This is a genomic window from Zavarzinia aquatilis, from assembly GCF_003173035.1.
GTDB classification, from domain to species: Bacteria; Pseudomonadota; Alphaproteobacteria; order Zavarziniales; family Zavarziniaceae; genus Zavarzinia; species Zavarzinia aquatilis.
In genome coordinates this window covers 25,272-43,408 of record NZ_QGLE01000018.1, presented here as the reverse complement: position 1 = coordinate 43,408, position 18,137 = coordinate 25,272, and the positions used below count along the sequence as shown (strand labels likewise).

Below are 18,137 nucleotides of genomic sequence, written 5' to 3'. Positions count from 1 at the left end.
GGCCTGCAAAGCATACAGAGAACCCACAATGTCCCCCCACACCCAGCGCGGGGTGGAGCAGCCCGGTAGCTCGTCAGGCTCATAACCTGAAGGCCGTCAGTTCAAATCTGGCCCCCGCAACCAAAATACACCACAAGCTCAACAGCTTGACCAAATGGCCGCCCCAAAAGGGCGGCCTTTTTGGCTTAGCACAGTGCTAACACATTTTGACGGCGTTCCTGTTCCGTGCTGATAGTGGCGCATCTCCAGGTTATGGTGGGCGCCTTCTCTTGCAGCGGCACGAGATTCTCGGCGGCAACGTCCAGCTCTACCGCCGCGTCGACGGCGGCAAGTGGCATTGCTCGACCTCCGTGGGCGGCAAGCAGCGCCGCGCGACCACGAAGCAGGACAGCCTCGCGCTGGCGAAGCAGGACAGCCTCGCGCTGGCCAAGCAGGTCGCCGAGGACTGGTATCTCGGCTTGCGGGGCAAGCGGCACGCCGGCCTGCTCAAATCCGAGAAGACTTTCCGACAGGCGGCCGACCAGTTCCTGCGCGAATATGAGATCATCACCGAGGGCGAGCGCAGCAAGCGTTGGACCGAGGGGAATGCCATCCGTTTGCGCGTGCATCTCTTGCCGTTCTTTGGCGACCTCGGGCTGTCCGAGATCACGGCGGGCAAGGTGCAGGACTATCGGGTGCACCGGATCTCGACGCGGATGGAGCCGAACCCCCATTCGCGGAGCAATCGGCCGCTGAAGGACAAACTGCCGGCCCGGAACACGCTGCACAACGAGACCGTGACCTTGCGCATGGTGCTGCGTACCGCCGTCAATCACGGCTGGCTGTCCCATGTGCCCGATATCTCGACGCCCTACAGGGCCTCGGCCAAGGTCGAGCACCGGGCCTGGTTCAGCCCGGCGGAATACAAGCAGCTCTACATGGCGACGGGCGCCTGTGCCAAAGCGCCGTTCCGAGATCGCTTCCGCTGGAGCGCGGAGCAGGTCCATGACTACGTGCTGTTCATGACCATCACGGGCTTGCGACCGGACGAGGCGGTGAACCTCGAGCATCTGGACGTCGAGATCGTCGTCGACCAGGAAACCGGCCAGCGCATCCTGGAGATCGAGGTGCGGGGCAAACGCGGTGTGGGCTTCTGCAAGAGCATGCCGAATGCCGTGCGGCCCTATGAGCGCCTGCTGGGGCGGGCGAAGCCCGTCGAGGTGATCAGCCGCCAGAGGGAGCTGGGGATGCGCCGGACTGGTGAGGAGATCCCTACTGATGCGCCGACGAAGAGCTATCCGCAGCCGACGGACAATGTGTTCCCGGGTAATCACATCAATCTGTTCAACAGCCTGCTGGTGCGCGAGAAGTTGAAGCTCGATCGCGATGGCAAGGCGCGCACGACCTACAGCTTGCGGCACACCTACATCTGCGTCCGGCTCATGGAAGGCGCCGATGTCTATGCGGTGGCGCGGAACTGCCGGACCAGCGTCGAGATGATCCAGAAATATTACGCGGCGCACATCAAGAACATGATCAGCGCGGCGGCGGTGAATGTGCGGCGGGCGAAGCTTGGCGGCCGGCGTAAGGCGCTGCCGGTGGTGTTCGAGGACGATCTGTAGTCGACATGGTCGAAGCGCCGCCCGGCGGCGCGCGGACACACCCCTCGGGGGTGTGTCTGGCATGAGCGCCCTTGCGGCGCTCATGCCGGGATCGAGGGCATCAGGCGCGGTGGTCGTCCGCTTCGTGCTCGACGTCATCGCCCAGAAATGCGTCGATGGCCGTGAGGATCTCGGCGGCAATCTCGGGCGGTATATTGTCGGTCCTGTAAACGGGCCGAGGGTCGGATCGCTGCATGCGTCTGTAGCGCTCGATCGTCATCAGGACATGGCGCGCCTGGCCGTCGTTCAGGAGGACGACAAGGGCGTCGTTCGCCGCCGCCGCTACTGTCGTCGGATCGTTCCGCCATTCGGCTTCAGAGAATTCGCGCATGGGCGCCTCGTCATTGGAAATCGTCGGGCAATTATATCGGGGCCGCGCGGTGACCGGCACCCCGCAGGGGTGCCGCCGAATTTTTTTATGAGGCTCATGCGAGCCAGTTCTCGACCCGCAGAGCACCGACGCGCGTGAACTCTCCAGTGTTGGCCGTTACCAGCACGGCGCCGAGCGCCAGGGCATGGGCGGCGATGAACAAGTCGTTGGGGCCGATGGGTGTGCCTGCGGCTTCCTGGGAGGCCCGTACATTGCCGTATTCGGCATCGGCGGGGACGTCGAGGGCGACGATCTGCAGGGCCCCCAGGATCGCCTCGATCTGCGCTTGCAGTCTGGGCGATCCCTTCCTGGCGCAGCCATAGCACAGCTCGGCCGCGGTGACGATGCTGACGCAGAGCGATTCCGGCCCGACCTCGGCGATGCGTCTGGCGACGATGCCGTGAGGGTCGCGGGCCAGCGCGGACACGATGTTGGTGTCCAGCATGTAGAGCTGGCTCACAGGTCGATGGCTCTCGCCGGGAGCAGGGTGTCGTCGATCTCCGGGAACTGGTCTTCCGGCCCGAGCGGCTCCAGCCCCGCCAGGACGTCCAGCAGGTTCTGGCGCCGCACCGGCTCGATGATCAGGCGATCGCCGTCCCGGTGGATCATCACCCGGTCGCCCGGCAGTTCGAAGTCCGCCGGGATGCGCACGGCTTGGCTCTTGTTGTTCCGGAACAGCTTGGCTTCGCGGGGGGCTATCGGCTCGCTGCGTCGAGGCTGGGGCATCTGAATTCCTATTGCATATGTATGAACATATACATCCGGGCGCCGGAGTGTTCCAGGGGATATCGACAAGCGGCCTGCGGTACGGCGATAGAGAGGAGCCCTAAAGGGGAGGAGGGGGCCGTCGCCGGCTCGGGTGCCTCCTGCGGCGGGAGCAATAGCGATCGCGACGCCGAATTACTGCATCGTCGCGCGCTCATGCCCAGCGGTCGGATCCCCCTGCCGGGAACATCGAAACGAGCCCACGAGAACCCCCTTATCGAGTACTGGCCGATGCGGGGCATCGAAGGAAAAATTCATGTCACACCCCATGCACCTTGCAGGCGCGGGACAAGTTCAACAGAAAACGCTTTAAAATCAAAGGCTTACTGGTGAGAGAAAGTGAGAGCGCGGCAAAAAGCTATTCTCCCATTCCTCTCAACATTCCCATAAGCCTTTGAAATTAAAGAATAAATCGGCGAGTAGATGGCCAATTTTTGGCAAAATTCCTCTCAAATCATCTCATCGGCATCTCACTTTCTCTCGTTTTTCTCTCGGTTTCTCTCAGATTTTCGCGTCGCGCTCTCGATTGCTCTCATCCTGCTCTCGAATTCTCTCATGGCGCTGGCCCCGGCAAGTTGTCGGGAAAAACCGTATACCTGCCGAAAATTGATCCTGTTGAGCCCAAACGACCGTGCCCGCGGTGCCATACTCTAGGGAGCACTCAAACCAGGACAAACCCCATGAAATCCCCTCGACAGGCTCTAAGCGTCTGGATCTCGTCCGATCTACTGGCCCTGATAAAGGGTGTGGCCGGTAACTACCCGCCCCGAGAATTCATTCGGAATGCGCTCTACGAAGCTGTTGGAGCGAGGCGAGATGGTCTCAGTCCCGCCCACGTCATCAACCACCTGAAAGAGGTTCACGAAACGACTAAGGCGATCACAAAGCAACTTGCCCTGCACAAAGCCTCCATTGAAGAACACGAACACGCGGCCAACAACGACACCATCGAACAGGCGCTCAGCGTCATGGCGGTCCGCCAAGAGCAATCCCTGAAACTACTCATGCAGGTCACCGTTACGCTCGAAGACACCTACGCTGAAGTGTTGGCAGACCACTCCCCACCGCTCACGCCAAGCGATCGGCGCGACGCCATGTCGGAAAAATATCGCCAACTGAAAGACCGGCTAAACGCCGAAATCGCCCAACTTCAAGCAGATGAACGCGAGCGCGGGGCGGCCGAATGACGCTCAAACAAAGCCAAGCCACCGACAATTTCACGCGCGGCGTCGAGCTGGTGAAGCAGCAAACGCGCATCCAATTTCGATCGGCGATCAGCTTCATACTCATCATGACAGTGATCAGCGTCGGCCTCTGGCTCACATATTTGATCGCGCTTTCAACGGCCACGGAACTCGACGCGACAGCGAAATGGGCAATCGCATGGCTGCAAGTGAACACACTGCACAACGCCAACAGCACGATCCGCATAACCACAACGGCGGGCCCAGGTGTCTGGCCAGCGACAGTCCAGGCACCAAATTCATCACCGGTGTCAACGGAGGGCTGGTTCTTCGAGGCGTCCCCTCGGGTTGCCCCGGTGGGTTCACAGGGACCTCCCACGCGCGCCGCTTCGTCGCTCGCACAGGGCACTGCGCGACGCGCGCGGGCCCCTCCTATGCACTACCGGAACAACCCGGCGCAGGGGTCAATATTGGGCGCCGATCCAGGGGCAACTTTGCACGCCGATTGACAATCTCGTTCTCAAATCGCGTCGCGCAAGGCGACAAGCTGATCGTTCGCTCCCTCCCTCCTCATGGCCAAGTGTTCGCTATTCGATGCAAGATAGGCCAAAGGCCGCTTCAGATTGAACGGGAATAGCACCGGCTGCGATCGCAAACTTGAAATTGCCAGCGGCTTGCCCGCGTAGCGCAAGGCGGCTTCGACCAACCATGCCGTCAGTTCTTCATTCTCGATCACGATGGGGGCCAAACGGGACACACGCCTGCCCTTTTCGGTTCGCGCTACAGCGCCCCAGCCAGCCTGACTCTGAATGACCATGTTGGTCATTCGGTAGGTGCCTTCACGTTCGCCGTAGGTTTCGCTCATACGCCGATGGATTTCGGCGGACGCGCAATCGCCTTGCAGAGCGGACAAGCGCCCGATCAGTTCAGCCACCTTGCCGAAGAACGGATACGTGGCCACCGCCATGCCCCAATGCACCACCGCGACCGGCACATCCGGGTGCGCCTTGAAGATCGCCGCGCCACGATCCGCGTAGTCCACCAGATCGATGCGCGGTTCCAGCCATAGGCGTTTCAAGACCGTGCGCGTTTTCGTTCGCGCGGCGGCCCCCAACCCGGCGGCATCCAACAATGCCTCTAAGTCTTCGGGCCGCGCCAGTCTAGCGCGAACTTTCAGCGCGGTCGTCGCCCATTCGGGAGCGATGAACCGATCGAAGCCTATGCGGGGAGCCTGCGGCATCACTCAAACTCACCCAACGCCACTTACATTTGAGACCCGCACGAAGGGGACGATTAGTTCCTCGACAGACACACCACCGTGGACCACTACCTGATCGCTGGACGGAACGAATGCGCTGCGTCCTCCGGCGAATAGAGGTTTGAAGTTCGCAGGCAGCCCCGCGATGTCCAGAGCGAGCGTGCCCGGATAGGCGGCCGCCGATTCGGCGCGCAACGGCTCGCTTCGGTAAACCCGCACACGCTCGCCGCGTGTTTCCGCGATCACACCCTGATTGGGCCTGCCGATACCGACAGCATCGACATTGCCGTGGTCCGCCGTGACATAGATGCTGAAGCCTTCGCCCAGCAGGAAGGCGAAGAGGCGTTCAACAAAGCCGGTGTCGAGCCAGCGCCCGATCCACAGCGCTACATCCTCTTTGGATCGCTCTTTGTGCAGCCGTTCATCCACCTCATCAATGACCAGCCCCAGAACCTTGGGTTTGCGGCTGGCGATTTCGGTTTTCAGGGCACCCAGTTGCTCGACTTGGTGCAATGCGCGGCGGTACAGCACGTCGCTGGCCGCGATACCGGCTTCGTTCTGCCAGTACGCCTTCCACAAGGTCTCTTCCTTGTTGGTGTGGTCTATCGAATCGTCGAACTCGCGCGGCCGCAAGCCCGAGAACAGCGCCTGACGGGATACCGACGTCACCGTGGGCAACCACGCGAAGGCCGTGCGCTCGTCGAATGCCAAAGGCTGCTGGTTAGCGATCAGATGTTCCCTGATCCGCACCCATTGATCGAAGGCCAGCCCATCGAACACCAGCAGCGCCAGCTTGGCTTCGCCCGCACTACGGCGCTGCCGCAAGAAGCGCGGAACATGATGCACCATCACCGGGCCTTTGATCGCCGGTTGCAGGATCAGGTCGGCGTAGTGGCCGGCGGCAATCCACGCCTGCAACCGTTCGTCCGTCAGCGCCTGGATCGCCTTGATGTGCTCCCGGATCGCGACCATCCGTTCGACGGCATCCTTGCCAGGCAATTCATGAACCCGGCTCAGCATCTCGCCATAGCGTTTTGCAAAGTCGCCCCACAGCTTGTGCGGCGCGTCCACTTCCGGCACCGCTGCGGCAAGCGCCTCAATGCCTTTTTCCGCCAGTGCGAATTGCGACCACACATCCTCGACGATGCCTGCCTTGATCCAGCCTGGCATGGCGGTGGGAACATCGGATACCGCCATCGGATGCAAGCTGCCGTCGAGAAACATCGAGTCGATGATGGCGCGCACGTCGGAGTGATCGAAGGGAATCTCGATCTCTGTGCCGATCTGGCCTGCTCCAAAGGGTGGCGGATCAGGCTCGGACATGCGCCTGCCTTCCAGCTTCAGCTTTTCCAGATAGCGATACCAGGCGTCCTGCACCACGCGCAGCAGCGCGCTCCTGGATGACAGCCATTCCGCGACCGGATGGCCGACGAGCAAGTCTCTGCCGTGCAGGATGGCCGCAACATGATCGGCGAACGGCTTCGGCAAGGCGTGACCGGCGAAGTGCAGCCGCAGCACTTCACGCCAGAAGTCCACCGGCGCACGGATCGATCGCGGCGTCAACTGATAGACATGTTCGAGAATGAAGTCCTTCGACTCGCTTTCGCCGCGCGCTGACTGCAACTCGGTCTGATGGGCGTCGAACAGGATTTCTAGCCGTTCCGGTTCCACCTGCCGCACAGCGCCATAGGCCAGTTTGGGGAACAATTCGGCAAGATTTAGCCGCACCGCCGGGCGGGCGTTATGCACGATGTCCCAGGGTAGATCGTTTGCGTTGTCGTGGCGCAGATGCACGATCAGCGCCGGTGATGGCGCCGGCTCGTCGGCATCCCATGCCGCGCGATACCGCTCCTCGTATTCCGCGCGGAACCCGAATGGGTCGTCGTATCCCATCACCTCGAAGCCGCGTGTGCGCAGTTCGGACAGCAGCTTCTCGTCCAACAGCACGCCATCTGGATCGCAGGCCACCCACAACCGGGAAAGATCGGCCGTGAAAGAGCCAAGAATGCGTTGATGCCATTGGCTCATGACGCGCGCTCGCTGGTCTTGCCGGCTGAGGCGTCGATCCGCACCATCGCCACGGCGTTCAGCTCCGGCACGCTGGATTTCATATCTTCCAACGCGGCCAGGCGTGCCTCATGCTCGGTTTGCAGACGGCGACGGCGGAACTGACGCACGGCCGGCAGGCCGATGCGTCCGATGGCCTGATTGCGGGCGTCGAAGGCGTAGGCGGCGCGATCCTGCTCTTCCTTGATCCGGGTGAGATGTTCGTCCGCCAGCGCCGCGAACAGGGCTTCACCCTGCGCGCTGGCCACCGCGAACGACGCCTCGAACCAGCGCACCGAAGCCTCCGCGTCCACCACCGACTGCACAGATACGGTTTCGGTCAGCAGCAAATCCCAAACCCTCTTGGCGGTGGGTACGAAGGGGCGGCCTTCGTCATTGATGAAGATAGGCAGGAACCGCTTGCGGTTCGCACCCGGCGCGGCCAGCCCGATCTCCCACAACGACCAGATACCGTTTACCGAGTCGGGCAGGCCCGTCACCCGGATCACGGGCAGGGGCTGGCCCGCCACGAAGCGCGGCACGTCGCTGATGATCGCCCGCGCTCGTGGGTCTTCCATGGTCAGCCATTCCGCCGCTGGGTTTTCGCTTGCCGCGCGCGCGTCGAAGCACGCTTGCGGCGTCTCGATGCCATCGGCCCAGCGCACGCGCCAGACGTTGCCGTCTTGCGCCGCCAATCCGCCGCGCACCGCCAGCCCGTTGACGACGGCGCGTTCCAGCCAGAATTGAGCCGGGTGGTCACGCCACTTGCGCGCCTGGTCCGTGTCGAGATCGTGCGGCACGGCCAGCAGATCGCTGTTCCGATTCGATTCCGCCAGCGTGGTCCGCAACTGCGAGACCACGCTCGCGCATTCGCGCTCTATGGCTTCGGGGTGTTGGAGGCTCTGCACGAACAGCTCGTCGAACACCGGCTCCACTTCCGCCGAGTCCATGACGTCCGCCGCCTTGTCGATGCCGAACTCCTCGGCGATGACGGCGAGCTTCTCCTCCAGCACCTGCCGGACGCGGTGCTCCACCGTGTCTTCCAGCACGAAATTCAACGCCCGCACGACGTGCTTCTGGCCGATACGATCCACGCGGCCGATGCGCTGCTCGATGCGCATCGGGTTCCACGGCATGTCGAAATTGACGATGACGTGGCAGAATTGAAGGTTCAAACCTTCACCGCCCGCATCGGTGGAAATCAGCACGCGCGCGTCCTGCGCGAACGTCTGCAAGGTCCGTGTGCGGGCTTCCATGTCCATGCCGCCGTTGAGCGTGGCGACCGTGAAGCCCCGGCTTTCCAGATAGTCCGCGAGCATCGCCTGCGTGGGCACGAACTCGGTGAATACCAGCATCTTCAGCGCCGGGTTGCCTTCTTCCTGTTGCAGCCTGTAGATCAGCTCCAGCAGGCTCTCGGCCTTGGCGTCCGTGCCGGCGGCCTCGGTGGAGCGCGCCAGCGCCAGCAGCGTTTCGACCTCCGACTTCTCTAGCTCCAGACCACCCGCTTGCAGCGCCAGATCTACCTGCGCCTCGCCGTCGAGATCGGCCCATTCGTCCGGGCTGAGCGTGTCGAACAGGCGCGCTTGCGTCTGCGGCGTGTCCAGCACCGTCTGGCGCTTTTCCAGCGTGGCGCGGATCGCGGCGGTGCTGGACGTCACCAGCCGCTGCATCAGGATCATCAGAAAGCCGACATGGCGCTGCTTGGCCGCCAACGCCTGATTGTAGCCGTGGCGCACATAGTCGGTGACGGCTTCGTATAATTGCTGCTGAGCCGCGTGCCGGGCCTGCCACGCGACGGCGTGCAAGCGCGTGAGCCGGGGCCGGAACAGGGGTTGTCCCTCGGCATTGATCGCCGCGCGCTTTTCGGTGCGGATCACGAAGGGCTGCACGCGCTCGCGGCTGACGCTGCCCTCGTCGGGGAAGGCGTCCCGGTCCAGCAACTGCATCAGGCGCATGAACTGGTCGGTCTTGCCCTGATGCGGCGTTGCCGAGAGCAGCAACAGGTAGGGCGAGGCTTCCGCCAGCGCCGCGCCCAGCTTGTAGCGCGCCACCTGTTCGGTGCTGCCGCCCATGCGGTGCGCTTCGTCGATGATGACCAGATCCCAGGCCGCCGACACCAGATCCTCGAAGCGTTCGCGGTTGTAGGTCTGGATCTGATCCAGGCTCCAGCCGCGCCGCGATTCCAGCGGCTTCACCGAATCCAGCGCGCAGATCACCTGGTCGTGCATCCGCCAGGCATTGTCTTCCGCGTTGTCGCCGCGCCATTGCCGCAGGGCCGCCAGCGATGAAGGATCGACGAAGTGGAGCGGCTCGCCGAAATGCTGGCGCATCTCCGCCTGCCATTGCCGCACCAGGCCTTTGGGCGCGACCACCAGAATGCGCTTGGCGCGGCCGCGCAGCTTCAGCTCCCGCAGCACCAGACCTGCCTCGATGGTCTTGCCCAGACCCACCTCGTCGGCGAGCAGGTAGCGGATGCGATCCTGCCCGACGGCGCGGTTCAGCGCGTAGAGCTGGTGCGGCAGCGGAATGACGCTCGACTGGATCGGCGCCAGCAGCAGATTGTCTTCCAGCGCGTCCTGCAACTTGGCCGCCGCCGTGGCGTGGAGAATCTGCTCCACCGTGGGCCGCACGCTGGAAAGCGTCGCCAAGTCCGTCGCCCGCGCGCGCAGCACGGCGTCCTTCGCCGGCAGCCACACACGAAAGGCCGCTTCACCCCACAGCGTCAGCCGCTCGACCACGCGGCAGGGCGTAGCCTGCCGCGTGTGCCAGCACCAATCGCCAACCATAAAGTTCATGGACCGACCCGGCTTGCTGGCATGTGTCCTAAGGCTTTATTCCATGCGGCAAGGTTCATCACGGCGCAGCCGGCTATAAATGGCTTCTTCCACGAACGATCATCAGGTCCGCTCATCGGAATCAGGCGCTTCAGAGCATCGGTCCGCGCTAACAACTCAGCGTCGGACAATGTGCTCGCACCGATCAGTACCCAGTAATAAATAGGCTTTTTCGCTCGACCATCCGCGTGCTCATATAGCCACGAATCTCTATATTTTGTTTTGAGATCCGTATCTATTGTGCCGCTCAGGAATTTTTTTAGGAAAGCATTACTGTCTTTTTTTTTGGCTTTTGGATTTTCTGGATCTTTGAATTCGATAAAAATCGTCCGATCCTCAAGTTCGATGATGAAGTCCACCGCTTTCATGCAATGACTCAGGCCATGGCTAGTCTCATCATCGAACCTCCGGCCGGTGATACCAGCCGGCAGAGTGATTTGCATGTCGTCTTCGGCAAGCACCATCATGGTTCGATGCCTTCCACACTGCGCTTGATTTCACGATCATAAAGATTGCTGAAAGTCGCAGCAATCGCATTTGGGTCAACGCCTAAATAGCTATCGCTCGACTTGGCCGTAACAGCTTCCGATTCATCTCGGAACAGCGACAAATAGCGTATTTTATCATTTCTCTGCTTTTTCAGATCAAACTCTTTGAGCAAAACATAATTGTGCGTTGTCAAAAACACCTGCACACCCATGCGCTGAAGCTCTAGGATCACCTCAACCACTTCGCCCATCAGAGAGGGATTGAGATTGGCCTCTGGTTCATCCCAAAACAGCACGGAGCCAGATAGCAAAGTCCCGTTCTGGATAAGCAGCCAGATCAATGCCAGCTTGCGCATGCCTTCAGCCAACAGGGTAAATTCCAGATCGCCTTGCTTGTTCTTTAGGAAAAAGAATTCGCCCTTGGCCACGACCTTGCCGTCGATGGCTTTCTGCAGCGCGGTCAACAATCGTTGTCGATCCCTATCGGTCGGCCCCATCAATTTGGGTAGGAAAGCGCGCTTGATGATGTCCACATAGACTTCTTCAAAGGCAATTTCTCGCTTGGCTGCCGTAGCCAGAAAACCTGGTGCATGAGCCAGCATTTCCTTGACCGGAATATAAGCACTGACCAACTCTTCTTTTTTCCAGGCCGTTTCACCCGTGACCTTTGCATCTTCTGGCTTGTTTGTGTGATTGGAGAATTCCGCTGAAAGCTTGGTTCCGCCCTCCCGGGTAATCACCACCTTGGTTTTAACGCTGTTGGACTGCCGACGAGCCAGACGACCTATGCGACCTTCATATGGGTTGAACACGTTGCGTAATTTGATCGCAAACCCCTTTTCCCTGTCCTCACCCACGGTTATCGCGCAGGCAGCGTACATTACCTTCAGCAGGTGCGTCTTGCCCGTGCCATTGGCGCCGATAATGACATTTACGCCTGATGAAAATGCCTGATCCAGCCCGGCAAAAGACGTGAAATTGTCCAGCTTGATATGGGTGATCTTTGTCATGATTCGCTCTCCGAGCGCGTCAGCGCCATATCGTAGAGGGTGAGCAGCCGCTCATCCTCTTGCAGGGTTTCCTCCGGCAGCTTGTGGGCGATGCCGAGGATAGTGGCGTAGTCCTTGGCCGCCCACGCCGCGTTGAAGCCGGCGCGCAGCACCTCCAGCCGGGTTTCCTTGATCTTGCGGCCGGTGAACGTCTTGTAGGTCTCGAACTCCTTGAGCAGGGCCTTTTCGCGCTTCTTCTCCAAATCCTGCGCCTTGTTAGGATCGGGCACATACCAGCGGTCCTGCGCGCGGGCGTTGAGGCGCGGGTCGGTTTTCTCCAGGCCGCGCAAATCGTGGTAGTTGGTCGAGAGGTAGCGGTGGATCTGGCTCGGCACCTCGCCTGTGCCGTCGTAGCGCAGGAAATTGGCTTCCAGCAGCGCGGAAAGTTCCGGCCGCGCCTCGTGCTTCTTCCAGCCCGCGCCCAGTTGCCTGATGAACTCCGGGTGGATGTCCTGATAGGTAGATGGCCGTCCCTTCAGAAAGTCCGCCACCCAGTCAATGGCGCTGCGCTCGTCAGAGACGAACAGTTCCATCTGCGGCGCCTGCGCGGTCTGTGTGCGCTTCTTGTCGTATTCCGTCACCTGCTCGGGGAGGAAGACCATGCCGTCGCGTTCCGGTAAGCGGCTGCGAAGACCATCCTGAAATTCCTGACTGGAAAGCGGCACTGGCGCGCTGTGACGGACGAACCACGCCACCATCCGGTCGAACAGGATACGCGGGTCGCGTTCGGCGACAAATTCCAACTCGCCGTTTCTTACCTTTAGAACCGGAAGCTGCCGCAAATGTGTCTGCACGAAGTCCCACGCCGATTCTGGCACGGCACCGCGTTCTGCAAAGCGCTGCTCCAGTCCACCATTGGGCTTGTAGGCAGAAATGACTAGATCCTGCTTGACGGCAACTGTCGTGGTGATGGCCTTGAAACTGCCTTGCTGCTTGTCGAGTGCGGATACATTGGCGACGACGAAGCCTGCTTCCTGCATGGCAGTCTGCAAGCTATTCCACACAGCAGCCTGCGTATTTGAAAACACCACTGTCATCCAGCGGCCTGGCTTGAGAACTCTGAAGTATTCCTGGAAGCAAGCAGCCATCAGCCGTCGGTAGTCATCCACCGACTTCTGCGCCGCACGGTTCTCTTTCGAGCGATCAACGATGGCGTCCAGCTTGGCTTGCGTCATCACGCCATGCCATGCCTCGACCAAAAAATTCAGTTCGGCGTATGGTAGGTTTTCACCGAATGGTGGGTCAGTGAATATGTAGTCGATCGAGTCGTTCGACAACGGTAAGGATGCAGCCGATCCTGTGTTGACTGTCGCCCAACCAGCACCAATTTTGAAGTTGCCGAATGTTTTAACTAGCCTATCCAACTTGCCATCGAGGATGTACCAAGGGCTGCATTCGGCATGTTGTGAAGCGACGTAATATACGCCGGCAAGGTACTGATTTACCTGAGAGAAGTGAGTTGGTGCATAGCGAGCAAGAACGGACATTCCCCAAATCGCTTGCTCCGCGAAAAATTCCAAAAATAAGCGGAGCCGTGCGTCGGAATCGGTTTGTGCCTCGGCCCACAGTGCGCCCATGGCTTGCGCAGCACGCGGTAGGAACATGTGGTGCGTGTGGGTGATACCCTTGTCGCGCATGCGCGGCGCTTCCCACATGTCCGAAAAAGGAAACGCAACCACAGGAACACTACCGGGCAGCGGCAAAGCATCAATCTCTTGCAGCAAAGCCAAATCTGCTGCGTCCGGTTTCTTTTCGTATTTGGTTTTACCGACGCGATATGAGATCAAGCTGGGCACGCGCTTGGGTGTTGAAAGCGTATCGCCCGTGGCATTATCCCGCTTCGTAATATAGATTCGTTCTAGTTTCTTCTTCGTCAGTTGGGCGTCGCAATGCGGGCACGGAAAGCTGTCGCGAACACGCTTGCTGGCACCATCCAATGCTTCATCGAGAAAGTTCACTTCTCCCGCACACTCTGGGCAAGCGAACACCTCGCTCCAGACTGTATAGTCGATGCGGCCTTTGGTCCGGCCGTCGCTGTGCAGCGTTTCGTACATCCAGCCGATGTCCTGCTCCACGGCCTTGAGCAGTTGCTTGCCCGCCTTGGCGAAAGCATCGACGTCGAACGGGATGTTGTAGTTCGCGCCGATGAAGGTGGCGGCCGGCGACAGGTCGTTCAGCACCGCGCGACGAGCGCCCCATTTGGGCGCGGCGCGGCCTTCCTTCTTCCAGGTCAGCTCCAGCTCGTGCCGATAGCTGGACGGCGCCGTGCCGCACCACTGCGCGGCCACGCCGGTCATGCCTGAGCCGGAAAAGCCGTCCAGCACCACATCACCCGGTTGGGTGTAGTGCAGGATCGACGGCACGATGGCCAGGTGCGGCACCTTGGTGTGGTAGCTGTGCGCCTTGTAGATGGCGTCGGTCTTGCCAACGCTCACGTCGATCGCCAGCGGCTCGCGGCTGTATTTCACCGCCGGGTCGTAAGGCTTGCCGTAGTGCGCCACGAACTCCGCCAGCCACGGGTTCGGGCAGGCGGTGTAATAGGGCGGATCAGACATGGCGAGAATGGCCGCGTCCGATCCCTTCGGAAAACCTTCCTGCCTGCGGAACGCCGGGTCTTGCAGCCTCTCGGCCAGCAGCGTCAGGAAGTGCGTGCGCCGCGCGTCGTCGCTAGCAAAGGTCTGACCAAGACATTCGACCGATTCACTCGTTCCACTGCGATGATTTTTCAGAAGATCGTTCGTATCAGTCATCTTTTCTTTGCTCATCGCCAGACGATTTGTCGCCATCCTGCTCGTCAGAGTATTTTTTCATGCCTTCCCGCAGGATTTCCAAGAAGGTATGATTCCTGCTTTCAGCATCGGCGATGATCGCATCGAAAGAGACCACGAAGGTTGGTGTTGGGATAATGCGGCCATCAGGATGTGGCGTGTCGAATTCCTGATAGTAAACGCGCCCCTTCGAGAAAAATGGTGTCCACTTGAATTGCCTTAAACGGAATGCCGTCGCATCGTTGACCTTCATAATTGCATAGTACCAAACGCGCTGAATGTTCGGGCAATGTGCGACGAGTTTACCGGCGCGATCGAGAAGTTGATTTACCGCATAGAAGTTATCTTTCTCGTCATCCGTCTTCTTTTTGATCTCAACCACAACGACATCGACTGGCGTCGTGTCTTTGGGGTCTGTCGAGAAGATCATCGCAATATCCGGCCTGCCGGTATCCCCCACGTTTTCATCATCCAGTCGTATGGCATTGATGACGGCATCCATGCTCTTCTCGCTCAGGATGGTCCTGAAAACCATGAATTTGTCATCAAGCAGCCAGGCATTGTTCTGGTAAATCTCCGATGGCATGGAGCTTTGCGAATACTCCTTGAATCGCGGAACGATCAGATTGTGTATTTCGGATTCCGCATTTCCGGTCGTCATCTCCTTCATTCGTCTAATGATTTTATCTCGATACAGGATATATTCAGTCAACGTTCGGGAAGACATTTCCAAGGATTTTTCGTATGAGGCGTCGCTCAGTTTTTCGGACTGAAGTATTGCCTTCTGCTCTTTGAAAAATCGCTGCTGTGCGATCGACAGCGCATCGTCCCGGTCGATTAGGCCAACGGTGTCGGCCTCAAAAAATCCGAGCAAATGCGGGAATTGCTCTTCAAATGTTTCTTTGGTTTTTTCATTTCGCTCGGTGATCTGCGGGATATTCTCCGCCAAAACCTTGCCCAGTTCACGGCGCAGAACGCGAAAAAGATGAGCCTCGGGCGTTCCCGCAGGCAGAACAAGCCTTTGCCGGGAACTATCCGCATTCGAGTGAAAGAGTTCGGAATCGAAAAGAAAGACGCAAAGATAACCGGTAGGAAATGACGAAGGTGGGATGAGGTTGGCCGGTATCGTTCGTCCGTCGATACTAAAGGCAACGAGCGAACTGCCTTTCCCCGATACGGGGGCAATATGATAGTGCATGTCAATGGTCGAGATGGCATCCAGTGTATCATCCTGGATGGTAATCTTGGTCATTGTCGGCAAATCAGCCGGTGTTATTTCGGCTGCCTGAGGGAAGAACTCCTTTTGCGCGTTACTTTCGTTAGTCGTCAGATTTATAGAGATCTTGAATGCCTTGCCTTCGCGCTTGCGCGCGTCAAGCGTTGGCAGAAATTGCTCAATAAGAAGCGGCTTAAGTGCATCCGGCTTCAGATCGTCGTATGATTTAACACGCTCTTTGGCGAAGCCGCTGAAAATCAGCGAGGTTTTCGCTTCCTGTTGATCTGCAAGGGCCTGCAGCGGCGCATTGCCGTCGAAGCCGTCCTTGAAGGTGAAGGTTCTCCGCCATTTTTCGCGAACGCTATCAACATCCACACGGGCGAAATAGTTGAGGAAGACGAGGCGGCCGATGCCCTTGTGGAATTTATCTCTTGGCCGCAGGAGTTTCCTGAACCGCTCAAAATTCTCGTCAGTGAAGCCGTCGCCGTTGTCCGAAACGGTTATTTTCAACGTGCCTGGCTTATCAAAAGCTTGAACATCGATATTGATCGATACGTCGGTCGCGCCCGCGTCCAGCGCATTGGCCAGCGCTTCAAAATAGACCAGCGTCAACGACGGATTGGGGAAAAACAGCCTGATGGCCCCGGAGGTTTCAATATCCATCTTCTTCGTCCGGCTTGGCCAGCGCCTGTTCGCGCAGTAGCTTGAGTTGGATGCCCGCTTCTGTGAGCACGTAGCGTTGCCGCGACGAGCGCGGCTTGTTCGGGATAGTTGGGCGTAGTACGCCGCCGGTCAGGAGTGGCTCCATATGCGTGGCAACGAAGTGCGGACGCTGGCGATAGCCGGCGTGGGCCATCAGTTCGGCCAGCGAGCGCGGGACATCGGCGTAGCCGACGATATGCCACTGCACCTCCGTCAACCGATCAAGTGACCGATCAAGTCCGGGCTGTTGCTGTGCAACTTGTTCGGTGACTTGATCGGTAGCGCCTGCCACCACCGTTTCCGCGCCAGTCGGTTGATCCGTGGTATCTTCAGCCGTTTCGGCGGCGAAGCGGGTGCGCAAGTGAGGGACCAGCCGCCATGTGTGGGCCGCCTCGCCGAGCGGTTCCGTCAGCACTTGCACAGTCAGGCGCTGCGCCAGATCCAGCGCCTGCGCGCCGGTGAGACCAGTCAGCGCCTTGATGTCCGCTACATCGACCTGGCCGCTGCGCAGAAGGAAGGCAAACACTGCCGCCTCGTGCTCGGATAGGTGTGCGCCCAGGCTTGCCTGCGCCAGAAGCTGGGCTTCGGTGATGAGCTTTACCTTGCAAAGGCGCAGGCGGAAGCTTTTTTCGGCCCTGTGGTTTTCGATCTCGGGCGGCAGATAGCCCAACTTGCGCCAGCCGTCGAAGATGGCGCGCACGCCGGTGCCGCCTTGATCGGACAGACCGATGCGTCGGAAGGCATTGACGATGCTGGGGTTGCGAACCTCCTTGTCGCCCGGATCGAGCAGTTGCTCGCGCGAGGCGAAGGCATCGCCGGGATTGAAGAACTCGGTCTGGTCACGGAAGAAGCGGATGACCGGCACGCGGGTGGTATCACCGAAGTCCTGGTGGATCAGCAGATTGATGGCCGCTTCGCGGAAGGAGATGTAGTCGGGCGGATCGTCGTCGCGCCGCAGGGTGGCGGCATCCACGGCGAAGGGGCGCTCGCTGTGGCGGAAGTAGAACTCCACGATGGCCTGCCACGCCTTGATGAGGTTGTCCTCGACGGTGAGGCGATCGGCCCAGCGCACCGTGGAGTCATACTGGGTACTGGCATTGCGGTAGAGCTGCACGTCCGTGACCATGCGCGGTAGCACTTGCCGGACATATTCGCCGCTGCCCAGCACCAGAATGGCGGCGCGGGTGGGGCGTAGCACGCCACCTTGCTCGACGAGAAAACCCCACGTCCGCAGGAAAGCGGTATCATCGGCGGCGGTGTCTCTGCCGGGATTGCTGGCGGCAAAGCGCGTACGATACCAACGCACCGAGGCTTCATCGAAGCAGCGGCTGGTGTCCACGTCCAGCGGCTCGGCATCGTACCGGACGGTCGATGCGTCGCGGATGAAGCGTAGCAGTTCGTCGCCCGTGCAGGTGTCATCGCGGCCACCACGACGGATGTAGGCTTTCTTCGGATTTCCGTCGATATAGACAGGCTTCTGCTGCCGCGTGGCTTCGGGGATGTAGAATGCCAGGGTGATGCCTTCCGGCAAATCGTGCTTTTGCGGATCAATCGGCAGGAGCACGCTGACCTTGTTGGTATCGCGCACCTGGCCGAGAAAGGTGTTCTGCATCTGATCGGCGTCGGTCACGCCGGTGACGGTGAAGGTGCCGTTGCCCTGCTTGACGCCGAATACAATGTGCCCGCCCTCCGTGTTGGCGAAGGCGCTGACAGTCGAAAGCGCATCCTTGGGCACAGCCCAAGTCGCTTCCTTAAATTCGATGTCGCTCCATTCGATGGATCGGAGCTTGGCGAGCAGTTCGTCTCTGGTCATGGCG

At 59.9% G+C, this 18,137-nt stretch carries 14 protein-coding genes and 1 tRNA gene; 4 read left to right on the top strand and 11 right to left on the bottom strand.

Annotated elements, in window-relative coordinates; translation table 11 throughout:
- The first annotated feature begins 46 nt into the window (after window positions 1–46).
- Together DKG74_RS20270 and DKG74_RS20265 are read left to right on the top strand one after the other, a co-directional pair.
- A tRNA-Met gene (locus DKG74_RS20270) sits at window positions 47–123 on the top strand.
- A 146-nt stretch (window positions 124–269) separates the two neighbouring features.
- Window positions 270–1,601 carry a site-specific integrase gene (locus DKG74_RS20265; protein ID WP_109908003.1) on the top strand — a complete coding sequence of 444 codons (1,332 nt, stop codon included), beginning with the start codon at window positions 270–272 and terminating at the stop codon, window positions 1,599–1,601.
- Window positions 1,602–1,701: 100 nt separating this feature from the next.
- Here the strand turns inward: DKG74_RS20265 and DKG74_RS20260 are convergent, their stop codons facing one another.
- The 3 genes from DKG74_RS20260 to DKG74_RS20250 all read right to left on the bottom strand — a co-directional run bounded on the left by DKG74_RS20260 (window position 1,702) and on the right by DKG74_RS20250 (window position 2,736).
- On the bottom strand, window positions 1,702–1,971 hold the full coding sequence (locus tag DKG74_RS20260; protein WP_109908002.1) for a hypothetical protein: 270 nt from the start codon (window positions 1,969–1,971) through the stop codon (window positions 1,702–1,704).
- Between the two features lie 94 nt (window positions 1,972–2,065).
- A complete protein-coding gene (locus tag DKG74_RS20255; RefSeq protein ID WP_109908001.1) occupies window positions 2,066–2,470 on the bottom strand; it encodes a type II toxin-antitoxin system VapC family toxin in 405 nt (134 codons plus the stop codon).
- Window positions 2,467–2,736, bottom strand: a complete 270-nt coding sequence (locus DKG74_RS20250) for an antitoxin (protein WP_109908000.1) — start codon at window positions 2,734–2,736, stop codon at window positions 2,467–2,469. Before DKG74_RS20250 ends, DKG74_RS20255 begins: the two co-directional genes overlap by 4 nt.
- Window positions 2,737–3,455: 719 nt before the next feature.
- Here DKG74_RS20250 and DKG74_RS20245 point away from each other — a divergent pair.
- Together DKG74_RS20245 and DKG74_RS21550 are read left to right on the top strand one after the other, a co-directional pair.
- Window positions 3,456–3,962 carry a hypothetical protein gene (locus DKG74_RS20245; protein ID WP_109907999.1) on the top strand — a complete coding sequence of 169 codons (507 nt, stop codon included), beginning with the start codon at window positions 3,456–3,458 and terminating at the stop codon, window positions 3,960–3,962.
- Window positions 3,959–4,468: a hypothetical protein gene (locus tag DKG74_RS21550; RefSeq protein WP_133251654.1), complete on the top strand. Its 510-nt coding sequence runs from the start codon at window positions 3,959–3,961 to the stop codon at window positions 4,466–4,468. Before DKG74_RS20245 ends, DKG74_RS21550 begins: the two co-directional genes overlap by 4 nt.
- An 11-nt stretch (window positions 4,469–4,479) precedes the next feature.
- Here the strand turns inward: DKG74_RS21550 and DKG74_RS20240 are convergent, their stop codons facing one another.
- The 8 genes from DKG74_RS20240 to DKG74_RS20210 are packed head-to-tail and all read right to left on the bottom strand — an operon-like array spanning window position 4,480 to window position 18,133.
- Window positions 4,480–5,202 carry a hypothetical protein gene (locus DKG74_RS20240; RefSeq protein WP_109907998.1) on the bottom strand — a complete coding sequence of 241 codons (723 nt, stop codon included), beginning with the start codon at window positions 5,200–5,202 and terminating at the stop codon, window positions 4,480–4,482.
- A gap of 6 nt (window positions 5,203–5,208) precedes the next feature.
- Window positions 5,209–7,245 (bottom strand): BREX-3 system phosphatase PglZ, encoded by a 2,037-nt coding sequence (pglZ, locus tag DKG74_RS20235; RefSeq protein WP_109907997.1) that lies wholly within the window; start codon window positions 7,243–7,245, stop codon window positions 5,209–5,211.
- Window positions 7,242–10,058, bottom strand: a complete 2,817-nt coding sequence (locus tag DKG74_RS20230) for a DEAD/DEAH box helicase (RefSeq protein ID WP_109907996.1) — start codon at window positions 10,056–10,058, stop codon at window positions 7,242–7,244. Before DKG74_RS20230 ends, pglZ begins: the two co-directional genes overlap by 4 nt.
- Window positions 10,055–10,564, bottom strand: a complete 510-nt coding sequence (locus tag DKG74_RS21545; RefSeq protein ID WP_133251653.1) for a hypothetical protein — start codon at window positions 10,562–10,564, stop codon at window positions 10,055–10,057. Before DKG74_RS21545 ends, DKG74_RS20230 begins: the two co-directional genes overlap by 4 nt.
- Window positions 10,561–11,595, bottom strand: coding sequence for an AAA family ATPase (locus tag DKG74_RS20225; protein ID WP_109907995.1), 1,035 nt, complete (start codon window positions 11,593–11,595; stop codon window positions 10,561–10,563). The genes DKG74_RS21545 and DKG74_RS20225 overlap by 4 nt, the downstream gene beginning before the upstream one ends.
- Window positions 11,592–14,384 carry a DNA methyltransferase gene (locus DKG74_RS20220; RefSeq protein WP_109907994.1) on the bottom strand — a complete coding sequence of 931 codons (2,793 nt, stop codon included), beginning with the start codon at window positions 14,382–14,384 and terminating at the stop codon, window positions 11,592–11,594. The genes DKG74_RS20225 and DKG74_RS20220 overlap by 4 nt, the downstream gene beginning before the upstream one ends.
- Window positions 14,377–16,281, bottom strand: a complete 1,905-nt coding sequence (locus DKG74_RS20215) for an ATP-binding protein (protein WP_109907993.1) — start codon at window positions 16,279–16,281, stop codon at window positions 14,377–14,379. Before DKG74_RS20215 ends, DKG74_RS20220 begins: the two co-directional genes overlap by 8 nt.
- Entirely contained in the window at window positions 16,271–18,133 is a 1,863-nt protein-coding gene (locus DKG74_RS20210) for an RNA-binding domain-containing protein (protein WP_109907992.1), read from the bottom strand. Before DKG74_RS20210 ends, DKG74_RS20215 begins: the two co-directional genes overlap by 11 nt.
- Window positions 18,134–18,137: the final 4 nt, after the last annotated feature.

What these genes read in the sequence shown, in the direction of transcription:
- DKG74_RS20230 (WP_109907996.1), bottom strand. Translation starts at nt 10,058, where the DNA reads ATGAACTTTATGGTTGGCGATTGGTGCTGGCACACGCGGCAGGCTACG.
- DKG74_RS21550 (WP_133251654.1), top strand. Translation starts at nt 3,959, where the DNA reads ATGACGCTCAAACAAAGCCAAGCCACCGACAATTTCACGCGCGGCGTC.
- DKG74_RS20225 (WP_109907995.1), bottom strand. Translation starts at nt 11,595, where the DNA reads ATGACAAAGATCACCCATATCAAGCTGGACAATTTCACGTCTTTTGCC.
- DKG74_RS20215 (WP_109907993.1), bottom strand. Translation starts at nt 16,281, where the DNA reads ATGGATATTGAAACCTCCGGGGCCATCAGGCTGTTTTTCCCCAATCCG.
- DKG74_RS20245 (WP_109907999.1), top strand. Translation starts at nt 3,456, where the DNA reads ATGAAATCCCCTCGACAGGCTCTAAGCGTCTGGATCTCGTCCGATCTA.
- pglZ (WP_109907997.1), bottom strand. Translation starts at nt 7,245, where the DNA reads ATGAGCCAATGGCATCAACGCATTCTTGGCTCTTTCACGGCCGATCTT.
- DKG74_RS20210 (WP_109907992.1), bottom strand. Translation starts at nt 18,133, where the DNA reads ATGACCAGAGACGAACTGCTCGCCAAGCTCCGATCCATCGAATGGAGC.
- DKG74_RS20220 (WP_109907994.1), bottom strand. Translation starts at nt 14,384, where the DNA reads ATGACTGATACGAACGATCTTCTGAAAAATCATCGCAGTGGAACGAGT.
- DKG74_RS20250 (WP_109908000.1), bottom strand. Translation starts at nt 2,736, where the DNA reads ATGCCCCAGCCTCGACGCAGCGAGCCGATAGCCCCCCGCGAAGCCAAG.
- DKG74_RS20260 (WP_109908002.1), bottom strand. Translation starts at nt 1,971, where the DNA reads ATGCGCGAATTCTCTGAAGCCGAATGGCGGAACGATCCGACGACAGTA.
- DKG74_RS21545 (WP_133251653.1), bottom strand. Translation starts at nt 10,564, where the DNA reads ATGATGGTGCTTGCCGAAGACGACATGCAAATCACTCTGCCGGCTGGT.